This window comes from Belliella kenyensis, assembly GCF_022549675.1.
GTDB lineage: Bacteria > Bacteroidota > Bacteroidia > Cytophagales > Cyclobacteriaceae > Belliella > Belliella kenyensis.
In genome coordinates, this window is the sequence record NZ_JAKZGR010000006.1 from 62,864 (window position 1) to 88,598 (window position 25,735).

A 25,735-nucleotide genomic window follows, 5' to 3' on the forward strand; every position below is an offset into this window, starting at 1 on the left:
AAAATTATATGTGAATTTGCCATGATTTTTGGATTCAATTACGAAATCGATTGCGATTTCTTAGACTCTAAAGAATTAGGTTGCCCTTGATGTAGAAACTTACCCATCTAAGCATCGATGCAATTTATGCAAGTATGAAAAAAAAATGTATAGATATTGTTTAAAATAGTTAAAATGTAACTTTATATTTTTAATTGGTGCAGGTTAACGTATAGCTGTAATTGAGAAATGTAATGGCATTACCCTTTTTACGCTGAATTTGACAGATCATGTGCTATTTTTTAGAAAAAATAAACAAAAAATCAAGTCGTAATTATACTGATTTTGGGTTATTTATGTTTTTATATTGATTTATTTTAATTTTTCTTGTAGCGATTTTGTGATTAATAGCGTCTAGGTAAAAGTGAGCGCTCAAAATTGAATTTCAAACTAATCAAAAGAAAAATTAATCATGAGAAAAACCAATCTATTATTAATCGCTTTGGCATGTACATTTGCCTTGTTCAGTTGTAATGAAGATGAGAATCCTTGTCAAGATGAGACTTTGAATGCTTTTCGTCTTATAGCTCAAGATGAAGATGGTGAGAATATTTATTCGGAGGATGCTGAATGGGATGCTGATTTGGTGACTATAACCTACATAGATGAAGAGGGAGAAGTTGTATCAGTTGATTTCGAAGCGAAGGAATATACTTCTGGAGATATCTATTTTGAGTCACAAAAAATGTCAGAGTTGAGCCTTGATGGTACTATTGAGTACTTGATAAGCTTCAATGAAGAGCTATCCTATGTTGTATCTTATGTCGTTGAAAGAAATACTGATGGCGATTGTATTTCCTATGCTTATGAAGCTACAGATGAAGATGGAGAGAATTTAGGGATTACTTCTGGATTGAATCCTGGGGCATATGTGCTGGTATTGCCGACTCCTGGAGAGGGAGAAGAAGACTAAAATGAAAAATTTACAGAACTCATAATTATAAAAAAGGATGTCATATCAATTTGACATCCTTTTTTTGACTTTTTGTTTTATGTACTAGACACCAGCATATGCTGAGAAGCCACCATCTACTGGAACTACTACGCCAGTAACGAATGCAGATGTTGGATCTATGAGCCATAAAAGTGTTGAAGACAAGTCCTCAGGGTTGCCAAACCTTTCTAGAGGTGTTTGATTAATGATTTGCTGACCTCTCGGGGTCAAGCTACCATCTTCATTAGTCAATAAGGCTCTGTTTTGGTCTGCTAAGAAAAATCCCGGTGCTATCGCATTTACCCTTATGCCTGTTTTGGAAAAATGGATAGCTAACCACTGCGTAAAGTTAGAAATTGCGGCTTTTGCACTACTATAAGCAGATACTTTGGTTAATGGTTTGATTGCAGATAAGGAAGAAATATTTACAATGGAACATTCACTTTTACCTACCATGTCCTTAGCAAAAACTTGAGTAGGCAATAAAGTTCCAAGTAAATTCAAGTCAAAAACGTGTTTGAAACCAACTGTGTCCAGATCAAAGAAAGTTTTGACTGATTCATTTTCTAAATCTTCTTCCATTAAGTGAGGCTTGTCTGTGATACCTTCAGGATGATTGCCTCCAGCACCATTGATGAGTATATCACAAGTACCCCAGGATGAAGTGATGATTTTATAAGCTTCTATCAATGAAGATTTGTCTAAGACATCAGCTGGCACTCCCATGGCTTCGCCACCAGTTTGTCTGATTTCATTTGCAAATGCCTCAGCTTTTTCCTTACTTCTTCCCATGACCACAACTTTTGCGCCAGCCGCTGCAAGTGTTTTGGCCATAGATCCACACAATATCCCATACCCACCTGTTACTATGGCTACTTTACCTTTTATTCTATTCATATGTTGCAATTTAGAATTCTATTAATGGTTTTTATGAATTATTGTTTCTTTATCAGAATTATAAATTTGAAGACTCCATCGATTGTTATAGACGAATATCAGTTGATATCCATGCTAAACACAATCAGTGGGTGTTTTAGTTTACTGACAAAGCTCATTATCCAGAATGATTATTTTTTGAATTTCGACAAAATTGACAAATGGAAATCAGCTAGTGATACCTTTTTATGCAATCGTTTCCAACTATTTTGAACTATCCCTAATGGTGAATTTCGATGGTAGTTCTATCTTTTTTTCTTCAAATAAGTTGATGTTTTTACTTTTAAGTCCTCGTATAAGTTCTTTGGCACAGGTACTACCTAGTTCAAATGCCGGTTGTGCAATGGTACTCAATGCTGGAGATAATAAATCAGCAAATTGCATATTGGTGAAGCTTACTATTCTGACTTGTTCAGGAATTTTAATTCTCAAATTGTGCAATGCCCGTAAGGTCGCTATGCCAAGCTTTTCTGCGGCAGCCAAAACACCATCAGGACGATTAATTTTGTAAAATAGCTTTTCTAAAACTTTTTGGTTTTCTATATCATCATGCCCAAATCCAATCAAGAGATTTTTATCATAAACTAATCCATGTTCAATATGAGCCTTGATAAATCCATCTTGCCTAGCTTTTCCAACACTACTTGTATTTGACAAACCTAGAAATGCCACCTTTTTACAACCTTTGTCCAACAAGTGTTTGGTAGCCAAATAGGCTGATTCTAAATCGTTTGTTGTGTATTTGAGACCTGATACATGCCGAGCTACTCTGTCAAAAAATAGTATGGGGATGTTTTTTTCGCGTAGCCATTCTAGGTGTTGCACTTCCTTTTCCTCATCCGCTAGAGAAATGACCACTGCATCAACTTTTCCACCTAGAAGGCTGTAGATGATTTTTTTCTCTTGCTCTACATCTTCGTAAGAATTATATACTATTAGACTATATCCTTCTTCCCTGCACACTGATTCTAAACCTTCGATCACAAGATTGAAAAAATTGTTTACACGATCTGGTACTATCACACCGATGGTTTTACTTTTTTGTTCGCGTAAACTTCTGGCATTGGCGTTGGGTTGGAAATTGAGAGATTTGGCTAAATCCAACACACGTTTTTTGGTTTTGTCACTGATTTCGTGACTATCATTTAGAGCTCTTGAGACAGTAGAGGAGGCGAGGTTCAATTTTTCCGCCAAGAATTTGATGGTAATCTCTGACATGTTCGCTAATTAATGTTTATCTAGCCTGGAGATCTAAATATGCATAAAAAAATCGGAAACGATTGCACAATATTGTTTTAATGAATCCTGCTGAAAGGATAATATTTCTACCTTCGATTTGTGAAATAAAAGAATTGAAAGATGAGTCAGCAATATTTGATGAAGCAAACTATGCGATGGTACGGTCCTCAAGATCCTGTTTCCCTGTCTGATATCCGACAAGCAGGTGCCTCAGGAGTGGTCACAGCATTACATCATATCCCCAACGGGGAAGTGTGGCCTGTCGAAGATATTCAAGAGCGCAAGGCAATCATAGCATCTGCGGGTCTTACGTGGGAGGTGGTAGAGTCTGTACCTGTGCATGAGCACATCAAGACCCGTCAAGGAGATTTTCAGCTTTATATAGAAAACTATAGACAAAGCCTCATCAACTTAGCTTCACAAGGTATCAAGATAGTTTGTTATAATTTTATGCCAGTTTTGGATTGGACAAGAACTGATTTGGCTTTCACATTGGAAAATGGCGCAAAGGCTTTGAGGTTCGAGATGGATGCAGTAGTAGCTTTTGATCATTTTATTTTGAAAAGACCAGGAAGTGCTAAGTCCTATACCAAAGATCAGCTTGATCGTGCATCAGCCTATTTGGAAAAACTAGGTGAAGAAGACATAGAGCAGCTAGTTAGCAATGTAATCAAAGGGCTTCCAGGCTCGGAGGAGGGGTATAGTCTGGAGCAATTTCAATTGGCATTGGATGCATATAAGGGGATTGATCATCAGCAGTTGTCTTCAAATCTTTCCATGTTTTTGGATGAAGTCATTCCTACTGCATCCAGTAATGGAGTTTTGATGGCAATTCATCCAGATGATCCACCATTTGATATTTTTGGCTTACCTAGAGTTGTCAGTAATGCTTCGGATATCAGGAGAATTTTTGATCGAAATACCAACGTCAGCAATGGTCTGACATTTTGCACCGGTTCATTTGGGGTTTTGAAGTCCAATGACCTTCCATCAATGATCAAAGAGTTTGGTGAGAGAATTCATTTTATACATCTTCGAAGTACTAGACGAGATGCTTTAGGGAATTTTTATGAAGCAGACCATTTGGATGGAGATGTTCCCATGGAACAAGTAGTCTTCGAGTTGTCAAAACTACAAAGGAATAGAAAAGTATCCCTTCCAATGAGACCAGACCATGGACATCAGATGCTAGATGATCTTCTGAAGTCGACCAATCCAGGATATTCAGGAATAGGTAGACTTAAAGGTTTGGCTGAATTGCGAGGACTTGAGTTAGGATTGGTTTGGGCTGATCACAACAATTAAGAGATTAGCAGTTATTTTTTTTTAATTACTGTCTTTTTTGGTGAAATTTCGTTTTTTTTATATTATTAGGTATATTTCTAAGGTAAAGAATCGAAAAGGGTTAATTTATCGGCAATAATTGATGGTTTTTCAGATGCTAAATGAAAGATTATAAATTGAGCCATAGTGATTTGTTAATTCTTTTTTCTACTGAGAAGCTTTATGTTGAACGGCATAGAGTAGCTTTTTTATTCAATTATAAAGTTACGATAAATGTCAGTTGGTCTGAAATTTCACATTTCGGTTAAATTCATTTTATTATTCCCCAAAATATCTAATCACAATATCAAATACATCCAATCTTGTGAGAGGTTTGTTTTTATCAATAGCTACAGCTGCCGATTTTTCCAACCTTAAAAAGATAGGAATTTTTGATACAATCTAATTCTATTTATTAACCCTTTAAAAGAGATTACATGATCAGAAAATTTACGAGTATTTTATGCTTACTGATTTTCATGCTGTGCATCGAGAGTTTGCAAGCACAACAAATGACAGTAAGAGGAGTGGTGACATCCAAAGAAGATGGAGAACCCTTGCCAGGAGTGAGTATTTTGATAAAAGGTACGACCTCAGGAGCTGTAACAGATCTTGATGGAAACTTTTCCATCCAAGTACAGTCAGGAAATGAAACTTTGGAGTTTTCATACATTGGATTCCAAAGGCAGAGCATTCAAATTCAAAGTAGGAGTACGATAAATGTCACTATGGCCCCAGATCTCTCGCAGCTTTCGGAGGTTGTAGTGACTGCCATGGGGATAGAGAAAAGTGAGCAATCGCTGGGTTACTCTACACAAAAGGTCGATAATGCCCTATTGAATGTCAATAGGGAGGTAAATGTCGTAAATGCCCTTCAAGGAAAGATTGCAGGGGTATCTATAAATAGTACAGGAGGGGCTCCAGGACAAGGATCAAACATACAAATAAGAGGTGTTAATTCAATCGATCCATCAAGAGACAATCAGCCATTGTTTGTGATTGATGGAGTCTTAATGGATAATAGTACTTCAAATTTCGGTTCTGGTGCCGGACTAAGAGGTATGAGTAATAGAGCTGCTGATCTCAACCCAGATGATATAGAATCCATCAATGTATTGAAAGGTGGAGCAGCTACAGCACTTTATGGACTTAGAGGTGCCAATGGCGTAGTGGTGATTACAACAAAAAGAGGGAAATCAGGTGGTATAAGAGTTAATATCACAAGTACATACGGTTTTGAGAATGTCAACAAGTTTCCTGAAATTCAAGATACATATACCCAAGGTTGGAGGAATGAATATGACCCAGAAAGTTTTTGGCCTTCATGGGGTCCCACTGTAGCTGAGGCAAGGGAGATTGATCCTACACATCCAGAAAGATTGTACAGGCATGTGGAGGACGCTTTCGGAACAGGAACACAAATCCGTAATAACGTATCTTTTTCAGGAGGTTCTGAAAGTATCACATTCATGGCGTCCTTATCCCAATTAGATCAGCAAGGTATGTTGCCAGGTACGGACTTCAAAAACTATTCAGCGAGACTCAATACAAACATGAAGTTTAGCGATAAGTTATCTGGAGGTTTGAATATGAGCTTTACCAATTCCGGTGGTCAAAGATATAATGCAAACAGATACAATGAGCAGCTTACCTACTGGTCACCACGTCATAATATCCGTGATTATATCGAAGAGAACGGAACGATGAGGTCATATGGTGGAACCAATAACCCCATTTATGTAGCCAAAACGAACCTAATGAATGATAATGTCAATAGATTCATTGGGGCGTTCAATTTGAATTACAAGCCAGCTGATTGGGTAGATTTGAGTTTTAGGACAGGTGTGGATACATATGCTGAAAATAGAATCAGAACCGCTCCAGGATTTAGAGGTTTGGATGGGGAAAGATTAGTTTCAGAAAATGGAGCTTTTGGAGCTGTAGGTAGGGGTTTTGTTTTTGACTATAATACTAGATTTCGAACTATAAATTCAACCTTTATAGCTAGTTTCAACCATTCTTTTGATAATGGAATCAGCGGAACTTTCAGAATTGGTCAAGAGCTATATGATAGGAAAATATCAAATGTAGGTGTGGAAGGAGCTGATTTGACAGTCCCCGATTGGTTCAACTTAAGAAATGCTAATATTCTTCAAGCCACGCAAAGTTTGAGTGAATATAGACTAATGGGGACATTTGCGGAGTTGACCCTAGATTATAAGGATATTATTTATTTGACTTTTACAGGAAGAAATGATGTTACATCTTCTTTGATGGCTCCAAACAATTCATTCTTTTACCCTTCTGCCAGTATGAGTTATGTGTTTTCCGAAAACTTTGAATTACCATCATTTATGGATAAGGGTAGATTTAAATTTTCCTATGCCGAGATAGGAAAGGATGCTGGAGAATATTCTACTAGTGGAGGATTTGCTTCTTACACTGGATTACCAACGGGGATTATAGGTTTCACAAGGCCAGCATTGTTAGGTGATCCTGGATTGAGACCAGAATTTACGGAAACTTTTGAAACGGGGATTGAATTGGGCTTTTTTAAGAACAAGTTGAATGTTGATGTGACTTATTACAATGCAGTAAGTAGGGATCAAATCATAAGAGTCCCTGTATCAACAGCCACAGGCTATATCAACGCAGCTGTGAATGCTGGGTCTATGCGAAATCGAGGGTTTGAAGTGACTGTCTCAGGTACACCTATTCAAAAGGGTAAATTTAGCTGGTCTACACAAGTAAATTATGCGGCAAATAGAAATATGGTACTTGATATCAGGGACGACCTGAATGAGATAGTACTTGCCTCTCAATCGGGCTATGTCGGTGCTACTGTTACGATGAAGTTGATACCTGGAGAGCCATTTGGAGCTCTTTATGGGACAGTGTTTGAGAGATTTTATGGAGATGATACACCTGATCCAATTAGAGTAGACAAATCGAAACCTATTGTAATAGGTGCAGATGGATTCCCTGTCAGAGAGCCTGTGTCTGTACAAAAGATTCTAGGAAATGCTCAGCCAAAATGGATTGGCGGTTGGTCAAATACTTTTGCTTATGGGGATTTTTCCTTAACAACCTTAATAGATGCAAGAGTAGGGCAGTACAGGTACAATCAATTGGCTAATTTCTACTCTGCTTTTGGTATTTCAAAAATTACTGAAAATAGAAATGATTATATGGTTTTTGAAGGGGTATTAGCCGATGGTACGCCAAACACCCAAGAGGTATGGTTAGGTCAAGGTATAGATCCGATTTCTGGAAGAAACTATGGCGACGGGTTTTATAGGCTGAATTACAGAGGTGTGTCTGAGAACTTTGTGGAAGATGCTTCTTGGGTGAGACTTAGATCTCTATCACTAAGCTATAATTTGCCAGCTGCCATTTTTGGAGGAAAGTTTGTTCGGAATGCAAATATCAGCGTTACAGGAAACAACTTGATTCTATTAACGAAATATTCGGGATTTGATCCTGAGAGCTCCTCTTTTGCATCTGGATCCAACATAGATGGGTTTGCAGGATTTACTTACCCAGGTGTAAGAAGCTTTTTGTTCACACTTAATTTAGGATTCTAATTATGAAAAAAATCAATAAACTATTTCTCAGTTGCATACTGATTGTGTCAATAGGTGTCTTACCTAGCTGTGATGATTATTTCGACTTGAATGACAACCCTAATCTGGTTCAGTCTCCCACAATCAATGCATTACTTTCTACAGCAACTCATAAATCTGGATTGACAAGTAGAAATGTAGCAAATATAGTGAGTAATTATACCCAATATTTAGCAAGTCCAGTAGCTAGTTCTCCTATTGATACTTATCAAATTACAGATGCGACGAGTGTTTGGGATCAAGTTTATCTGGCCATGGCCGATATTTATGATTTTAGAGAAAGTGCTAGAAGAGTCAATTCTTCCGAACACCTAGGAGTGGCCAATGTATTGTTAGCTTACAATCTAGGGTTGGTTGCAGATGTTTTTGGAAGCGTGCCTTATTCTGAAGCTTTTGGGATGGTCTTGAATCCTAAATATGATTCAGAAGAGTCAGTTTATAATGAAGCATTAGCATTGCTTGCTGAGGCCATCGTCGAATTGAGAAAAACAGACTCTGCTGTGAGGCTTGGTGCGAATGAAGATTTGATACATGGAGGTAATCGCCAAGCGTGGTTGAAAACCGCTTATGCCTTTCAAGCAAGATTGCTAAATAAAATCTCCAAAAAGCCAACTTATAATCCTCAAGCCGTCCTAGCCGCATTGGATAATTCATACACATCAAATACAGACGATGCAGGCATGGGTACATTTGTAGGTGTAAACCCTTGGGCTCAAGTAGCTATTAGTAACGCCAATGCATTGTTGGGAGGTTGGCTATCTGAGAATTTTATAAACCATCTAAATGGTACTACCTATGGCCTTTTTGATCCGAGAATTGAGCAAATAACAGATTTGACTGTCAATGGAGTCTATGTAGGTACTAGGAATGGTGAAGGTAATAGAGGCCCTGGCGCAAATACGATAAAAGATGAATGCTACATCAGTGTGAATTCACCTTGGACGAGTAGGGATTCCAAACTATGGATTGTAACATTTGCTGAGTTGAAATTTATTGAAGCAGAAGCGGCGCTTAGAGCAAACAACAGGCCTAGAGCCTATGCTGCTTATCTAGCAGGTATAAATGCAAACATGCAAAAGCTGCTTGTAGCTCCTACCAAGGCTCAAGAATACATCGATGATCCTATCGTAAGTGTAGGGGAAGCGAATTTGACACTTAATCTTATATTCAAAGAAAAGTATGTAACTACATACTTGAATGCTGAAGCTTGGAATGACGCAAGACGACATGATTATCAGTACAAAGATTTCAGGTTGCCTTTGAATGCAGAATTTAATCAGTTTATAAGAAGGGTGGCATATCCGGTAGGAGAGCTTTCTAAAAATGGTTCAAATGTTCCAGAGGAAGTGCCATTATTTACACCCTTATGGTGGGATAATTAACTCTATATTGATTCCAATATGTATAGTTACCTAGAGGAAATGATTACTGTTGAGTGACGAATGATTTAAATTGAATAAGGGGTTCAACATAAAGTTGGCCCCTTTTTTAATTGGATTTTAAGAAACTCAGCTTTTTCCAAATACAATACTTTCCTATCTTTCGGCATGAAAAACTTTGATGTAGTCATCGTAGGATCTGGACCTGCTGGTGGTATGGCAGCACTAGAAGCTGCTAAGGGAGGTTTAAGTGTTGCTATATTAGAAAAGGAGACTTTGCCAAGATATAAGACATGTGGTGGTGGACTGGTTTTTAGAGGCAAGGATATGTTGCCTTTTGATATTGGTCATGTAGTAGAGAGTGCTTTCAATGAGCTTTATATTTATTTTGATCATTTGGAAAACCCTCTTGTTGCAAAGCGAGACTATCCCATCGTTACAATGGTGATGCGTGATAGTTTTGATGAGTTGATTGTCAAAGAAGCAAGTAAAAGTGGAGCAGTCCTTTTAGAAAATCACCAACTCAAGAGCATAGATTTTCAAGAAAATATTCAGCTGATAACTTCTCAAGGATCTATTTCATGTAAATACCTCATAGCGGCTGACGGAGTGATGGGGCCGACTGCGAAGCTAGCTGGATGGAAAGAGACTAGAAAGACAATCCCAGCTCTGGAATATGAAATTGAGGTAGATACTGAGTCTTTCGAATCACTATCAAAAGAGGCAAGGTTTGATATAGACGCCATTCCAAAAGGTTATGGATGGTGTTTTCCTAAGAAAAACCATTTATCTGTGGGAGTTGGTACTTTTGAAAAGCGCAAGGTGAATTTGCGAGATCATTATCAGCAATATGTAAAGAAGTTAGGAATAAAGCATGTTATCTCCGAACAGGCACATGGCTTCCAAGTACCAGTATCTCCGAGGACAGATGGCTTTGTACGTCAAAATGTTTTTCTTACTGGTGATGCTGCAGGTTTTGCAGATCCTTTGACAGCAGAAGGTATCACAAATGCCTTATACTCAGGTAGCTTGGCAGGTAAAGCAATTGCACAACATTTTGATTCACCAACTTTAGCAGAGCAATCTTATCTCGATGCACTCAGCGTTAGATTGTTGCCTGAATTGAAGTTTACAGGTTATTTGGCACAGCTTTTTTATCACCAAAAGACTCTGAGAAACCTGCTAATGAGGCAAAATGGACAAAGGTATTGCGAAAAAATCACTGATGTCTATACTGGTCACCTTGAACTGAGCAAAGATGTGAAATCAAGAATTTTAAAGAATCTGGGATTAGGAGTTTTTGCTTAGAAAGAAAGAAAAGTATACTCTTTCTTGGTGAATAGACTTATTCCTTTCATACCGAGCAATGTTTCAAATCACTTAGAAGTATACAACTTTCTTTTTTGAGCAGAAATACATACCTATGCAAATTCATTTTCATATCATTATACATTATCAAATAGCTTAAAAGTGCAGAGTTTAAGTTTTCTTAATCTCAATAGGTTCATTGTTACCAAAGTCTTTTCGATACATTTTGAAATCTGTAGTAGGGGATCTTTATGTATATTCATGATCTATTAAAGAGGAAAGGTCACATTCAGTGTACCATGCTATCGAGGATAATTTCGAATGCTATTCACCAATCAATCATGAGAAAAGAACTATTTTAATCAGTTTTTAAACCCAGCTAAATGGCCGTTTAAATAGTTCATTGACAAAGTTCTGTATGTCTAAGATTTGAATTCTAAGATGCATGATTTTATAATTTTTTTTTAAATTATAAGAATTTTTTCGTTTGTTTCCAGGTATTTGTTAATTTAAGATTTAAAAAATTGATTATACGTATCGTTGCCAATGATATCAATTCATTAGCAAATTAGTTTGCAATTGGTATTTATGAACCACTATTCTATAGCAGCTGATATCAATGTCACTATAAATCTACATTTCCCATAGTTACTGGTAAGTTTGCTTATATATTTACTAATCGTGCTTGAAAAATAGTTGCTTATACATAAAAAATCGCCCAAATAGAATGTCATTTAATCAACCCCCAATTCCTAAAAATGAGTTTGATAGAATTCTATCGCTATCTGAGTTTGATCTTGATTATACTGATCTAGAGAAACAATTCAAAGACCTAACGAAACTAGCTGCTAAGGTAGCAGGCACGGAGTTATCCCTGATAAACCTCATAGACTCATTTACTCAATGGTCTGTCTCTGGATATGGAATGGGGACAGGACAAACTCCTCGCGAAGATACAGTATGTCAATATACTTTGATGGAGAGTGAATTTTTAGAGATCAAGGATTTACGTGTAGACCAACGGTTTGAAAACCGAGAATATATGGTTCATGAAAAGCGTCTTGTTTATTATTTTGGAGTGCCACTTACCACTGTTGATGGTTTTAATTTAGGTGCTTTATGCGTTTTGGATAATGATGTAAGAGAGCTATCTCAGGAGAAAATAGAATTGCTCAAAATTATAGCTGATGAAATAGTTAATAGGCTGAAAATTATCAAGGCTGTAAACGACTTGAAAGGGAAGATGCTTGAAATCAAGCAGAATCAAAAAAAGGTAGCTCATGATATCAGAGGGCCTATAGGAGGAATCATAGGCTTGGCAAAGATTATTCAAGATCAAGGCAAAGACAATCAATTGGATGAAGTACTTGATTTTATCAATTTAATTCAAAAAAGTGGAAGTACGGTATTAGAGCTAGCCGATGAAATTCTTTCTCAAGACTATCCCAAACAGCAAGCTCATGCTCCAGTGATTAATCATGGCATTTCTTATAATTTAGAAACTTTGAAAGATAAGCTTTTGGATATGTTTGGTGCTCAAGCCAAGCATAAGCAGATTCTCTTTAAGGTTACTACCACCAAGGGTGTCGAAGATGTACCTTTTCCAAAAAATAAGCTTCTACAAATCATAGGTAACTTGATATCTAATGCCATAAAGTTCACGCAGGAAAAAGGTGAAGTTTTTGTGAATTTAGATATTTTAGAAAAAAATGAGGGGAAAAACTACCTTGTAGTTGTGGTGAATGATTCTGGAATTGGAATAAGCCAAAAGCGGATAGAAGAAATTTTAAATGGAAACGCAAAATCCACGGATGGTACAGGAGGAGAGCATGGTTTTGGATTCGGTCTTACCTTGGTAAAGCACTTAGTAGACAAAGCTTCTGGAGAAATGAAAATAGAATCATCTGATAGTGGGGGTACATTTTTCACGATTCATTTACCGGTCTAAAACTCCCATTTGTTTATCATTGAATCAGCAATTGGAAAGCTTTGAAAGGAAAGGATTTCTATGGCTAAAAAAATTATAGAGGGATTATCAACTAGCCGATTATTTATCAATGAAAATGAAATCAGATTTGACCTAAAAAGTAAAAGACCACTATAGAAGAGGTCTTTTATCTTTTCTCAGGTAAATCCTAGAAATGCTTTATTCAAACTTGAGGTATTCAATATAATTTAAAAATGACACGAGGGTTAGATAAAGGTGTTAAATTAATTTCTTTTGGCTTTATTCAAGACAGGGTTAGCATACATGTCTAAGTAGCTTTTGAAAGCAATTGGGTTGCTAGTATCGACGCCCTTTTGAAATCTCCTTTCAAAGAGTGCTTTTTCTTCATGCGTATACTTATCTTGATAAGTTGAAGTATTTGTAAGCAAATCGTGAGCTATGAAGTTGCTTGGCCATAATTTGAATCCTTTTAAAATATGCTCATCAAGCAAATCTGCAATCAACTGAAATTGCTTGTTCCCATTACTTTCCATACTTCCAATTTCAGAAATCTTATCATTCAGCACTTCACCAATATGAATATGAATCCGCTTTTTTTGCCCCATGATACCACTAAGTAAGGTGATAAAATCTTCATTTTCACCTTTTATATAGCTTTCTGACCTTGCTTTGGCTAATAACTCCGGCATTTTTAGCATATCAGTAGGATCATATTCGTAAGAAATAGATACAGGGACAATGTTTAATTTTTTGAAATAATCAATGGTATTGTCTTCATCAGATGCCATAGAAATCATCTTCAATACACCTTTGTGAGTCTGATCGTTACCATCTTTGGTCCTTCCTTCCCTTTGAGCAATCCATACAGACCTATTTTCCCTCAATAGTGAGTTTTTGATGTAGGCAGAAGTCAATTTAGAGCTTTCCAAAAGTTCTCTCGCAGGAAGACCTCTTTTTATTTTGAAATTTCTTGTGAGCCTAGATAGAGAATTGAGAAATGGTTTTTTAACCAAATTGTCTCCAATAGCTGAGGTAGTCATGGCCAATCCATGTTCATAGAGACTTGCGTTCAGCAAAGAAGTATCAAGAATGATATCTCTATGATTTGAAATGAACAAATAAGAGACATTTTTTTCAAGGTTTTCAAATCCACTTGTAGTAAGTCCTTCAGAACTTTTTTCCAGAACTTTTTGTACTCCTGGATATATAAAATTGATTTGAAAATCTCTGATTGAATGACAATGAGTCATTAGATCTCTCCAATATTCATCACTCACATTTGGAAAAGTGAAATTCATCATCTCCTTAAGCATAGGGTGCATTAAGATTTCTTTTATTGCTTGATCTACCTCTGTATCGTAAAAAGGCCTGATTTCTTCAAAAGGGGACATGCTTTTAGTTTTTGTGCATCACAAATAAACGAAAAAATGCTGAAACACATTCAACTGCTTACAAGTCTAAATATAAAAAAGGTCAGCCTTATGAAGACTGACCTTTTAACTCATTTGGTTTTAGCGTTTTACCTGATGACTAACCTTTGTACAGAAGTAGCACCATTTTGCTCTCTCACATAAATAAGATATATACCTGCGGCTAAGTTTGATGTGTTGAATTGCACCAGTCCATTTCCTTGAGTGATTTGAGACTCAATCAAAATACCCGAAGCAGATCGAAGTTCAATCAACTGTAATCCTTCTACTTTTCGAAGTTCTACGTTTACAATTTGCCTTGCAGGGTTAGGGAATACTCTTATCTGATTTGAGTTTCCTTTTACAGGGAATGAGAATATATCTGAAGTCACAGTGCATCCGCCTGCGTCTGAGATTTGAACAGTGTAATTACCAGCACCTTGGATTCTTGTTTCATTAATGCTTGTAGTTGCAATCAACTGACCATTTTTATACCATTTGTAAGTATATGGGCCTTCCAAAGTGTAGAGTTTACTGCTTTCAAAGTAAACGAATGGTTGAGGTAAGGTGCTTACTTGAACCTCTGCGGCAGACGTTACTGTTGGCTCGCAAAGATCTGCATCTACTATAGCTCTTACCAAGGAAGTTTCAGTGATATCAGATAGTGTAATGCTATACAGCTCAGTAGAGCCTTCTATCAAGGACCAAGATGATCCATCATCTGTCGATATCTCCCATCCAGCTATACTTGCAAATGAACCACCTGACAATTCGAATGTAACACTATTTCCTGCACAAATATCAGTAGAAGAAGGAATTACTACTGGTGCTTCTAAATTACACTTGAAAATAAATCTAGTTTTGACAGGTAAGTGATCAGAGGTAGTCGAATTATAATTTGGTATCAAATCATACGGTGCAACTATTCTTTCTGAATTTACTATCCATAATTCATCTAGTTCATTGGAAATGATCTGATGATCAATCACATTTTCAAAGCTAGGGAAAGTTCGTAACCCAGCATTGCTCAAACTAATCGTAATAGGAGTGTAATTGATTGAATCATTTATATAATTGATGAATGATGTCTCTGAGGTATTTACTGTTGGGGCTGTTTGATCAGCTACTGTTTCATCTAAGTCATCATTAAAATCACCTAAGATGATAAGAGGAACATCTGCATAATAAGTGTCTAAGGAATCTTTTAGGACATTCACATCATATCTTCTCATTGCATATCGTGGATTGCCTGTACTCTCTCCTCCACCATTTGATCTTGTGTGAAGATTTATCAAGGTGAAATTCTGAGTGCTTCCATCTATATTAGCTCTGATATCCATCAAATATGGAAGTCTACCAGAAGCCCAGAATCTATCAGGAGTAGATGGATAATCTACCAATAGACTCGCTGGTACGTCTTTCAGAAGCACCCTAGTTTGAATGGTATCTACAGTGGCAAGTTTGAATAAATAAGTAAGCTTTTGTGCTTCCTCTGCATATTCACCTCCCGCGGATGCAGCTGGTGATACAGCCATACCATAAGCAGGTAGTGCATTTGCCAATTCTGTAAATTTACTCAAGGATGTTATTTCTTGGAACGCATATACATCTGCATCCAAATCTTCAATGATAGTCTTCACATTTTGAAGTTGTAGATCAACATTTGTCGGTCCTTGACCAGAATTGGTCGATCCAAACCACTCTATGTTCCAATTCACTACATCAAAAGTTTTGTCTTTATTGATTGTCGATCCAGTCAGGTAGCCTTGCGAAAGCTCTAAATTTCCACTTAGGAATTTGATAGGGGATGCAAATGCACCTTCTGTTTGTGGAGCAAATCTCACTCGAACTGTCTGCTGACTTCCCAGCTCTGCAAGTGTATAAATCAAGTTAGATTCAAAACTCACTCCATCCTTTGAAAATTCAAATCCCTCTCCAGCGGTAATTGACAAATCTGCCACAGGGTTTGAAAGTCCAAAATTGAAGTTCCTCACATTACTAGAAACACTGCCTACAGGTACTACTCCAAAATGCCAGTAATCTACATTACCAATGTTATTGGAGAAGAATGGCTCTGCTGGAATGTCTGAGCTCGTAAGTTCAAAATCGTCCAAAGTCCATCTTGCTGCTCCAGCTTCTGGAGAAGATTCGTAAAGGAATGCAATTCTGATTGTCTGATTCAAGTAGGCACTCAAGTCTACTTGACCAGAGAAAGTCCACTGATCCGCAGAAGCAAATCTATCACTTAGTTCTATCCAAGTTGAATTATTTGGATTTCCTCCATTATAATCTGTTGATATCAATAACTTAAGTCTAGGTCCTTGGAATGCTACTCTGCTCCAGAATGACATCAAGGGGATATCAAAGCCTGTCAGATCATATGGTGCAGAAATCAACCAGTCCTCATTCAATACAGCCCCACCTGAAAACCCATTGATTTGCAAGCCAAAGGGTGCTGAGGCAGTAGGGGTAGTGCCAGCTCTTCCAAAAGTAGTACATTCCCAAACTTGATTTCCCAATACACTCACCGCTTCCCATCCTGCTGGAAGGTTAGGACAAGTACTGTTGAAATTTTCAAAAATATTGAATGGATCAAAAGCAGAGGCATTCACGCTCAATGAAACTGGAAGAGTACCCGTGGTTTGATGACTAATAGTAGTATTGAAATTCCCAATATTTTCATTGCTAAACTGTACAAAAACGGTTTGTACATTGTTCATTTCTTCTACACTAAATGTTAAAGTAGATGTAAAAGTAATACCATCTTTAGAAACCAAGTATGGATTACTTGAAGTTATATTAATGCCATTTTCTAGATTTTCTGCGGACAGTTCATAAGTCAAGACTGGGGCACTACTAGCAATACTTACAGCACCAAAATTAAGTTCTGTAGGAGTCAAATTGATCTTAGGTACGATCACTCCAGCTGCATCTTTGATGATTCCTGTAAATGAAACTGGCAAAGCTCCAGGGAAGAAATTGGTCACCCTAGATGTACCGCCAGAGGTTACAGTTCCTCCATTTGCAGAAACATCGCTCGTACTAATGATTCGGAATTCGACATCACCACTTAAGTTTTGCAAGCCAGTAAGGTCAATCTCTTGGTTTACGAATGCTCCTGTATGTGTCCATTCTGCCAATCGGGCATTGAAACCATCTCCACTGTAGGTTAGGGCCATATCTCTAGGGCCAGTATTGGAAGAAGTGGATCCGATTTGTAATGAGGTCAGATCGATTAATTTATCTGGAGCAATATCGAACCCAAAAGTAAAATACCTGTTGTCACCTGCATTCCAGCCATTTGAGCTGATAGAATTACCCGCAGCTGCTGGGTTGATTCCACTCCCTCTAGCAAAATCACGAGCAATTACGCCTTGAGCTAGCGATGTACCAGCAGTAGAAACTTGGTTTCCTGGCTGATTGGTAAAGTCCCAGTTGATCAGAGTGATAGGTTCTAGCACCACTGGAATACTCACATTTACTTGCGCCAAACCAATCTGCCTACTTCCTCCTGATGTATTAAATCCTCTATCAGAAGTCCATGTGATTATGATTTGCTCGCCTGGTACAATATTGAGATCTGAAATAGTTGCGGAAACAGTAATATCTTCACCTGCACCTGAGCTATAGCTCAAGTCAGAATAGACTTCCCCATTGATAGCTACAGTCCATTCAGGAAATCTCGTCTGATCTAGCCTAGCGGATTTACCTAAATATGAAACTTCCAGATCATTGATAACTTGACCAGTTGTATTTTCAAGAGTCAAAGAAGCTGTAAATGTTCCTGTAGTACCAGTATGCTGATATCCCATGACGTCGCCTCCTCTAAATCCACCAGCTGTACCTGCTCCAAATAGGCCCGCATAGTTTAAAACTCCACCAGTAAAGCTCCATTCTCCATTTACTCCAAAAGAATTCACTGGACTAGTCAAATTTACAAACTGAGTAAAGTCTTGTATATATGGTATCCCAGCTGTCGGGGTAGAGGGTAATTCAATGGTAAACTCAGCAGATGTCACCTCACTGACAGCAAACCCCTCCGCAATTGCTATAGCAGCAATAGTTGTAGTTGAAGCTATTTGAATTGGAGATACATAGAGCGTGCTTCCCAGAGTAGGTATACTACCATCCAAAGTATAGTAGATGGAAGCATTGACTGTACTTGAACTCAAAGAGACTTCTTGAATGGTATCAAAAAAACCACCATTAGGGTTGAAGGCTGGTGCTGCTGCATTTGGAAGGATGATACCTAAGGATTCACCTTCTATAAAAATCTCATCTATTCTATTGGTTCCAGTGGAAGCTGTGATTCCATCATTAACTGAAACATCAGAGGTATTGAGCCATCTGATATAGATTAAGCTTTGGTTGCTCAGATCCTGCGGTAAGGGGACTTTGTTCAAGACACCCGTAGTCAGGTTATTGGCTACATTAATGGCAGCATTAGGGATATCTTGCCATGAGCTACCATCCAAGCTAAATTGAGCCTTGAATTCTTTGGGTCCTGTGTTAGAGGATTGTTGCTTTGAGGAAAGTGTCAGGTTTTCGTATCCTGAAGTATTTACGGTTACCTGCCAATATCTTTCTAAAGCAAAATTGTTCCATCCGTTTGAGGTGATGGCTCTTCCTGGCGAACCTGCCACGTAGCCTGTAGAGTTGGCATTGATAAGCGAAATTTCGCTTACACCCACATTACTGGATGTTCCTTGATCTGCAAGTGGGGACTCACTCCCCGTAATAGTTCCAAAGGTCCAACCTGCAACTACTGTCGTCTGAGCCATGATTTGACTCATACTTGAGATGAAGGTCAGTAGGAGGATTACTGTAATTAGTAAATGTTTTTTCATTAAAATTGGTTTTGGTAAGAAATTTTTTTCGGTTTACATTCCGATAAATGTTGTTAAAAGTAGTCTTAAATGTGATAAACTGCCAAATAATATTGTTATCAAAAAGTTATTTAATTGAGTTTGTTTGAAAATTAAAATGGCTTCATAAAATTATTACAAACTTTTATGAAGTTATTATAATATCGTTCTTAGTTTGTTATGTTTTGGTCAAGAGGAGGATTTGTTTGGTTTGATCGGTTTTTTTACAAAATTCTATTTGTATTAGGTTATAAAATAGATACTATCCAAAAAATGAATGCTTTGGGTTATAACTTAGAAAAATAATAGTTAATTTAGTGTTGGAAAAACTTTAGGGGTGCCAGCAGGCTGAGATCATACCCTTTGAACTTGATTTGGATCATACCAACGAAAGAAAAAGTAAGCTATATACTACTAATGTATAGGTTTCTAGTCGATGCTGACGCACTAATTTTTTTCTTCATAAAAGATAGTATATGAAAGCATCAATAATTCAAACATTCGAGAAAGTTAAACTTCATCCTTCACTGGTACAATCTGTTACCAACTACGTGGTAATGAATAATACAGCCAACGCTTTACTGGCGTTAGGCTCATCTCCCATAATGGCACATGCTCATGAGGAGATGGAAGAAATGTCCCAAATCATAGATGCTTTGGTGATTAATATTGGGACCTTGGATGCCTATTGGGTGGAGAGCATGGAGATGGCTGTAGCTGCTGCCCAAAAGTATGGGAAGCCATGGATACTAGACCCCGTTGGTGCAGGAGCTTCTTCTTATAGAAATGAGACATTGAAGAAATTACTGGAGAAGAAGCCTACTGTGATCAGAGGTAATGCGTCTGAGATCATGGCTTTGGCCAAAATGAGTGTCAAAAGTAAAGGCGTAGATAGCACCAATTCTTCCGATGAGGCAGTGGAAGGAGCAAAACTATTATCAAACACATACGGGTCAGTTGTATGTATTTCAGGAGCCATCGATTACATCATAGATGGAGATAGACTAGTGTCGATTGCCAATGGGAATCCATTGATGGCAAAGGTGACAGGTATGGGATGTACCGCAACTGCTGTCATTGGTGCATTCTTAGGGAGAGAGAACGATCCCTACCTAGCAACAGTAACTGCTATGGGTATCATGGGTGTGGCGGGAGATATAGCTAATGAAAAAGCAGAAGGTCCTGGGACACTACAATTGTATTTTTATGATGCATTGTATGAGTTGACTTCAGATATCCTCATGAGTAAAATCAAACTAGAGATTTATGATTAGGTCTTTTCCTTACAGACTTTATTTGGTGACTGATGAGGCGGCATGTTTGGGACGGGATTTCTTTTGGGTAGTCGAAGAGGCCATCAAAGGAGGGGTTGATGTGATTCAGCTTCGAGAGAAAAATCTCAATGAAGAAGCTTTTTATCTCAAAGCAAAATCATTGAAGGTCATTTGTCAAAAGTATAATGTGCCTTTGATTATCAATGATAGCGTAGACGTGGCCAAGGCTGTAGGAGCTGATGGAATACATGTAGGTCAATCTGATATGTCTATTTCTACTGTGATCAATAGGGTAGGTGACATGATTCCTGTTGGTTTATCTTTAGATTACCTAGAAGAATTGTATGCCGAGGATGCTAATGATGCGTGGTATTATGGTGTGAGTCCAATTTTCAGCACCCCCACCAAGAGTGATACTAGGGCAGTGTGGGGCTTGGAGGGCTTACAAGCGCTGAGAAAACTGACTGAGAAAAAGTTGGTGGCAATTGGTAATGTCAAAGTAGAAAACGCAGCTGAGATCATTGCAGCAGGTGCGGATTGCCTTGCAGTGGTTTCTGCGATTTGTAGTGCAGATGATCCTGCACATGCTGCGAAAGCACTAAAAAAAGAAATAGATAGAGGTCTTAAAAAATCATGAAAATGAAGAAAAAATATGTTCCTGTACTGAGTATTGCAGGTTCTGATAGTAGTGGAGGAGCTGGGATTCAAGCAGATTTGAAGAGCTTTTCAGCTCTTGGATGTTATGGTATGACTGTATTGACAGCCACTACAGCTCAGAATACCAAAGGTGTGAGAGGTATCCACGGTATCCCCGTAGGGCATATTATTGATCAATTGGATGCAATTCTTGATGATATACCACCAAAAGCTATCAAAATCGGGATGCTGGATAGGCCTGAAGTTGTAGAGGCCTTGGCAAACAGACTGAAGAATTTTTCTATTCCTATTGTATTTGATCCTGTGATGGTGGCTACTTCTGGAGATCGTCTAATTCAAGAAGAGACTATTGCTTCTATCAAAGAGTATTTGATGCCTATTGCAACATTACTTACGCCAAATTTGGATGAGGCTGCTCTTCTTTGTGGATTCGAAGTCAATTCATTTGACCTGATGAAGAAAGCTGGAAAAAAACTTTTTGATCTCAATAATCAAGCAATATTAATAAAAGGAGGGCATTTAGATAATGAAGTGATTCAAGATCTACTAATCTTGAAGCATGGGGAATCATTCGTATTCGAAAATTCAAAAATCACTTCAAAAAATGTTCATGGCACTGGATGTTCACTATCCTCAGCGATTGCGGCAGAACTTGCCAAAGGAGAAGTATTGCAAGAAGCAGTACTTAAAGCGAGAAATTACATTTTTCAAGCAATATTGCTAGGAAGATCTGTACAAATAGGTCACGGAAATGGACCACTAAATCATTTCTTCAATCCTCAAAAACAAATCATCAATGAAGTGGAGTGATGAAGCTTGGGCAAGAATCCAACCAATCTACCAGAAAATACTAGACCTGGATTTTAATACCCAACTTGCAAACGGTACACTGGACAAGGAGAAATTTAAGTTTTATATGGCTCAAGACGCCTATTATTTAGGTGAATTTGGTAAAGCATTGAGTGCTATTTCTTCTAGAATGAGAGATTTAGATGATGTATTGGCTTACTCAAATTTTGCTACAGGTGCCATAGTAGTAGAGAGAGCTTTGCACGAAGGCTATTTCAAAACCTTGGGTGTACCTGATGATGTCAAGCCAACGCCTACCTGCTTACTTTATACCAATTTTTTATTGAATCATGCAGCTTATAGTAGTGTTGAAGTAGCATTGGCGGCTGTTTTGCCTTGTTTTTGGATTTACAAAAGGGTAGGGGACTATATCTATGAACTTCAGCAGGATGTAAGTATCAATCCATACAAGGAATGGATAGACACATACGCTGGAGAAGAATTTGCCAGTTCAGTAGAAAGGGCAATATCAATTACAGATAAACTTGCTGATTCATCTAATTCTATTCAAAAAGAATCCATGCATTTAGCATTTGAAAGAGCTACGAAACTTGAGTGGATGTTTTGGGATTCTGCTTTTAAAATGGAAAAATGGCCGATCTGAACAGTTTTGATTGGCGGAATTTAAATTGATGGAATGTAAAATGAAAAAAAGCTGTACCTTCAAGATGCAGCTTTTTCAATTTAACAGTGAGCTTATTTGATAATCGCGTCTATGGTTTTGATTGTGCCATCAGCTTGATGTTCTAATTCTGTCATTTTAATGTTTCTCAGATAGGTTTCTCCCGAAAGCTCTGTGTCATGATAGAAGATATACCATTTACCATTAAATTCAACTATAGAGTGATGATTTGTCCAGCCTTGTACAGGATTCAGTATGACTCCCTGATACGTAAAAGGTCCGTACGGAGAGTCACCAATACCATACGCAATATTATGCGTATCTCCAGTTGAATAAGAGAAGTAATATTTGTCGTTATACTTGTGCACCCAAGCTGCTTCAAAGAATCTTCGGTCGTGGTCTCCTGCGGTGATAGGGGAACCGTCTTTGTCTAGAATAGAAACTTTTCTTGGCTTCTCCCCAAACTCTAACATATCTCCACTTAATTTTGCTACCATTGGACTGATCGCAGGCTCATCGTCTTCAGGCTCGTCATCGTATGGAGAGCTACCTGTAGAAAGGTATTCTCCAGTTCTCCATTTTTGCAATTGACCACCCCATATTCCACCCCAGTAGATATAATATTCGTTGCCATCTTGAAATACTGCTGGGTCTATACTGTAAGAACCCTTCATCGGCTCTGGCTGCGGGGTAAAAGGTCCTGTTGGGCTATCGCTCACAGCCACACCAAGTCTGAATATATCGTCGTGATCTTTAGCTGGAAAATACAAATAATATTTATTGCCCTTTTTTGCTGCATCTGGAGCCCAAAGTTGCCTTTTTGCCCATTTGATATCATCTAAATCCAATGCCTTTCCATGATCTACGACTTCTGAATTGACATCATCCATACTAAATACATGATAATCTCTCATATTGAAATGCGCCCCTGAATCATCTTCTTCTACCACTGACTGCACATCGTGTGATGGGTAGATGTAGATTTTACCATCAAAAACATGCGCTGAAGGGTCAGCTGTATACATGTGACTGACCAAAGGTTTATTTAGAAACTTGGTTTCGTTTTCAATTTCAACGGATTGCTCTTCCTCATTTTCTTGCTGCTTTTGTTCATTACAGCTCATTATCAAAAGAGGAACTGCCGAAAATAAAAGCAGTCGTTTAGGGAATTTTAGGTTCATAGATTTAGATTTTTAAAGATTGTTTCAATTGAACAACCAAAATATAAAAAATGAAATCGGTTTCAAAATGTTTTTTTACTTATAGCATCATTCAAAATCTTAATATCTGATTCTGATTCAAAAGTTGTAGTAACATTGAATGAGAAACATAGTACTTCAGGAAAGATTCGGACACATGATCTTCTGAGAAGCTAAGTTGATAAATGTATATGAAATGCTTCGTGTTAGCTTAATAAATAGATATTGGAATGAAATCGGTTTCAATTTAAGGTATTCTTTTAGCTAAAAAACAATAAAGCTTAGAAGATATTTGTAAGGTTATTTTTTTAAGACCAGAGGAATTCAGACTCTCTGATTTCTATGGTTGATTTTTTTATTCTCCAACTTTTAGACCTGATCCTTAGCCTCTGAGGCAAAAACCAACTGAGGTAATCCATTTCTTCCAATTCTTTAATTTACCCTGGAAATCTATTGACCTCAATTCCCCAACTTTTAGGGCTGATCCCTGATCTCTAAAATTGTACGTGATTCTGTACGTAACAAAACAAAAAACCCTGTCTACAGCTTGTAAACAGGGTTTTTGTTGACCGACTAGGGCTCGAACCTAGACTCTTCTGAACCAAAATCAGACGTGTTGCCAGTTACACCATCGGTCAGTAATTCTTAAAAGGAAACTGCTTTCCTTTATTGTGTCACAAATGTAGGGGTACTTTCTATTTTATGCAAGTGTATGATTGAAGTTTTTTTGCTAAATACCTTAATTCCCTTAATTTCAGAAAGAAAAAAATCAATAGCAGCTGTTTTTTTATGAAATATATTCAAGGTAGGGTAGATTTCTTTTAACTATTGAAATGATCAATAATCAAGAGCTAATTCGAAGTATAATTAGCCTATTCGAAATTTCCTTCTTGAGTAATAAATGCAAGCTGATTTTAAGTCTTGCTTGAACTTCCTGTATTCATACAGGCCTATATGGAAGCCAGATTCCGCATGTACAGTGGATCGGTTGAATACTATACCTTAGAATGGATTCCTACTGATTAATTATATTCTAAGCTTTCCATCCATCTAGAGCAGGGTTGAGAGCTACAATATATCATAGAAGCAATATTTTAAATAGATTACTACTGATTTTGCAGATTTTCATGAAAAGGAAATAAAAATTTGAACCGAAATCGTTTGAAAATTATGTTTTTATTAAATAGTCGGATATTTGTTTGTTAATATGGAAATAGTTCTTAACATTTGATAATTATTTCATTATTAACCTTTTATTTATTGAGTCATGGCAATTAAAAATTTGGAAAAAACCGTTTTGAGTACTTTAGAAAAGCTGGACAAACTTAAGCTTGATGAAAAATTATATGCTGAGCTTTCATGGTGCTACAGAAGCTATGAGAATGATCAAAACCCAGTTGGTGTAATTGAGAAAAGTAATCAAGCATTGGAGTTGCTTAAAGCAAAAAGAGAGGAAAGCCCAAGAGCAGTATCTAAAAAGCTAATTGAGGACTTAGAGAAGCTTGTATCAGCAGAATAGTTGATGTTTTTGTATTAGGGATGGGAATTGAAACCTCATTTGGGGGGGAAGCCTTGTCCCCTTCAGCTCATTGGAATATAAAATAATAGGGGGGATGCTTCAATAGAAACATCCCCCCCTTGTTATTGTTGAATAATCTATGATTACTCAGCTACAACTGCGAATTTCACGTTGCTTTTCACTTCTCTGTGTAGATCAACTTCAGCTTCGAATTCACCTGCTGTTTGTACTGGTACATTGATAGAGATTTTCTTTCTATCGATCTCGATACCATGTGCTGAAAGTGCGTCAGAGATTTGAAGCGTAGTCACTTTACCAAATATCTTACCTGACTCACCGATTTTAGCTTTTATTTCCAAAGTAATAGACTCAAGCTTAGCTGCGATGTTCTCAGCTTCAGTTTTTACTTTTTCTGCTTTGTGCGCTGCTTGCTTGATGTTTTCAGCAAGAACTCTCTTGTTAGAGTCTGTTGCCAATACTGCAAACCCTTGAGGGATAAGGTAGTTTCTACCGTATCCAGGCTTTACATCTACAAGGTCATTCTTGTAGCCTAAATCCTTTATGTCTGTTTTAAGAATAACTTCCATTATAATTTAATTTTTTTGATTTGTA

17 protein-coding genes, 1 tRNA gene and 1 riboswitch are annotated in these 25,735 nt (G+C 37.5%); of the genes, 11 read left to right on the plus strand and 7 right to left on the minus strand.

All coding sequences use genetic code 11. The features are described from left to right. The first annotated feature begins 451 nt into the window (after positions 1 to 451). A complete protein-coding gene (locus MM214_RS07785; protein WP_241294086.1) occupies positions 452 to 952 on the plus strand; it encodes a hypothetical protein in 501 nt (166 codons plus the stop codon). Positions 953 to 1,036: 84 nt separating this feature from the next. Here the strand turns inward: MM214_RS07785 and MM214_RS07790 are convergent, their stop codons facing one another. Together MM214_RS07790 and MM214_RS07795 are read right to left on the minus strand one after the other, a co-directional pair. After that, the gene (locus MM214_RS07790; RefSeq protein ID WP_241294088.1) at positions 1,037 to 1,870 is read right to left on the minus strand and encodes an SDR family oxidoreductase; all 834 of its coding nucleotides are present in this window, start codon (positions 1,868 to 1,870) and stop codon (positions 1,037 to 1,039) included. 243 nt (positions 1,871 to 2,113) lie between these two features. Next, positions 2,114 to 3,127, minus strand: coding sequence for a LacI family DNA-binding transcriptional regulator (locus MM214_RS07795; RefSeq protein ID WP_241294090.1), 1,014 nt, complete (start codon positions 3,125 to 3,127; stop codon positions 2,114 to 2,116). A 141-nt stretch (positions 3,128 to 3,268) separates the two neighbouring features. Here MM214_RS07795 and uxuA point away from each other — a divergent pair, with 141 nt between their 5' ends. The 5 genes from uxuA to MM214_RS07820 all read left to right on the plus strand — a co-directional run bounded on the left by uxuA (position 3,269) and on the right by MM214_RS07820 (position 12,729). Beyond that, entirely contained in the window at positions 3,269 to 4,453 is a 1,185-nt protein-coding gene (gene uxuA, locus MM214_RS07800) for a mannonate dehydratase (RefSeq protein ID WP_241294092.1), read from the plus strand. 455 nt (positions 4,454 to 4,908) lie between these two features. Continuing rightward, positions 4,909 to 8,055: a SusC/RagA family TonB-linked outer membrane protein gene (locus MM214_RS07805; RefSeq protein ID WP_241294094.1), complete on the plus strand. Its 3,147-nt coding sequence runs from the start codon at positions 4,909 to 4,911 to the stop codon at positions 8,053 to 8,055. Positions 8,056 to 8,057: 2 nt separating this feature from the next. Next, the gene (locus tag MM214_RS07810; RefSeq protein WP_241294096.1) at positions 8,058 to 9,476 is read left to right on the plus strand and encodes a SusD/RagB family nutrient-binding outer membrane lipoprotein; all 1,419 of its coding nucleotides are present in this window, start codon (positions 8,058 to 8,060) and stop codon (positions 9,474 to 9,476) included. A gap of 165 nt (positions 9,477 to 9,641) precedes the next feature. Continuing rightward, entirely contained in the window at positions 9,642 to 10,781 is a 1,140-nt protein-coding gene (locus tag MM214_RS07815) for a geranylgeranyl reductase family protein (protein WP_241294098.1), read from the plus strand. A 727-nt stretch (positions 10,782 to 11,508) separates the two neighbouring features. Next, positions 11,509 to 12,729, plus strand: coding sequence for a GAF domain-containing sensor histidine kinase (locus tag MM214_RS07820; protein WP_241294100.1), 1,221 nt, complete (start codon positions 11,509 to 11,511; stop codon positions 12,727 to 12,729). 263 nt (positions 12,730 to 12,992) lie between these two features. Here MM214_RS07820 and MM214_RS07825 read toward each other — a convergent pair whose 3' ends face one another. Continuing rightward, positions 12,993 to 14,120, minus strand: coding sequence for a 1-acyl-sn-glycerol-3-phosphate acyltransferase (locus MM214_RS07825; RefSeq protein WP_241294102.1), 1,128 nt, complete (start codon positions 14,118 to 14,120; stop codon positions 12,993 to 12,995). A 128-nt stretch (positions 14,121 to 14,248) separates the two neighbouring features. Then, positions 14,249 to 18,985: a chitobiase/beta-hexosaminidase C-terminal domain-containing protein gene (locus MM214_RS07830; protein WP_241294104.1), complete on the minus strand. Its 4,737-nt coding sequence runs from the start codon at positions 18,983 to 18,985 to the stop codon at positions 14,249 to 14,251. A gap of 341 nt (positions 18,986 to 19,326) precedes the next feature. Next, positions 19,327 to 19,416: riboswitch (TPP riboswitch) on the plus strand. A 63-nt stretch (positions 19,417 to 19,479) separates the two neighbouring features. On the opposite strand from MM214_RS07830, the gene thiM reads away from it, so the two are divergent. Genes thiM through MM214_RS07850 form a run of 4 tightly spaced genes read left to right on the plus strand, consistent with a single transcriptional unit; the run spans position 19,480 to position 22,387 of the window. After that, entirely contained in the window at positions 19,480 to 20,277 is a 798-nt protein-coding gene (gene thiM, locus MM214_RS07835; RefSeq protein WP_241294106.1) for a hydroxyethylthiazole kinase, read from the plus strand. Then, a complete protein-coding gene (gene thiE / locus MM214_RS07840; protein WP_241294108.1) occupies positions 20,270 to 20,914 on the plus strand; it encodes a thiamine phosphate synthase in 645 nt (214 codons plus the stop codon). Before thiM ends, thiE begins: the two co-directional genes overlap by 8 nt. Next, on the plus strand, positions 20,911 to 21,744 hold the full coding sequence (thiD, locus tag MM214_RS07845; RefSeq protein WP_317208434.1) for a bifunctional hydroxymethylpyrimidine kinase/phosphomethylpyrimidine kinase: 834 nt from the start codon (positions 20,911 to 20,913) through the stop codon (positions 21,742 to 21,744). The genes thiE and thiD overlap by 4 nt, the downstream gene beginning before the upstream one ends. After that, the gene (locus tag MM214_RS07850) at positions 21,731 to 22,387 is read left to right on the plus strand and encodes a TenA family protein (RefSeq protein ID WP_241294110.1); all 657 of its coding nucleotides are present in this window, start codon (positions 21,731 to 21,733) and stop codon (positions 22,385 to 22,387) included. The genes thiD and MM214_RS07850 overlap by 14 nt, the downstream gene beginning before the upstream one ends. A gap of 92 nt (positions 22,388 to 22,479) precedes the next feature. Here the strand turns inward: MM214_RS07850 and MM214_RS07855 are convergent, their stop codons facing one another. Continuing rightward, positions 22,480 to 23,586, minus strand: coding sequence for a glycoside hydrolase family 43 protein (locus tag MM214_RS07855; RefSeq protein WP_241294112.1), 1,107 nt, complete (start codon positions 23,584 to 23,586; stop codon positions 22,480 to 22,482). Positions 23,587 to 24,169: 583 nt separating this feature from the next. Continuing rightward, positions 24,170 to 24,242 (minus strand) — tRNA-Gln (locus MM214_RS07860). A 629-nt stretch (positions 24,243 to 24,871) separates the two neighbouring features. Between MM214_RS07860 and MM214_RS07865 the strand changes: the two genes are divergently transcribed. Continuing rightward, on the plus strand, positions 24,872 to 25,123 hold the full coding sequence (locus MM214_RS07865; protein ID WP_241294114.1) for a hypothetical protein: 252 nt from the start codon (positions 24,872 to 24,874) through the stop codon (positions 25,121 to 25,123). Between the two features lie 143 nt (positions 25,124 to 25,266). Here the strand turns inward: MM214_RS07865 and rplI are convergent, their stop codons facing one another. Further along, a complete protein-coding gene (gene rplI, locus MM214_RS07870) occupies positions 25,267 to 25,710 on the minus strand; it encodes a 50S ribosomal protein L9 (protein ID WP_241294116.1) in 444 nt (147 codons plus the stop codon). Positions 25,711 to 25,735 lie beyond the last annotated feature (25 nt).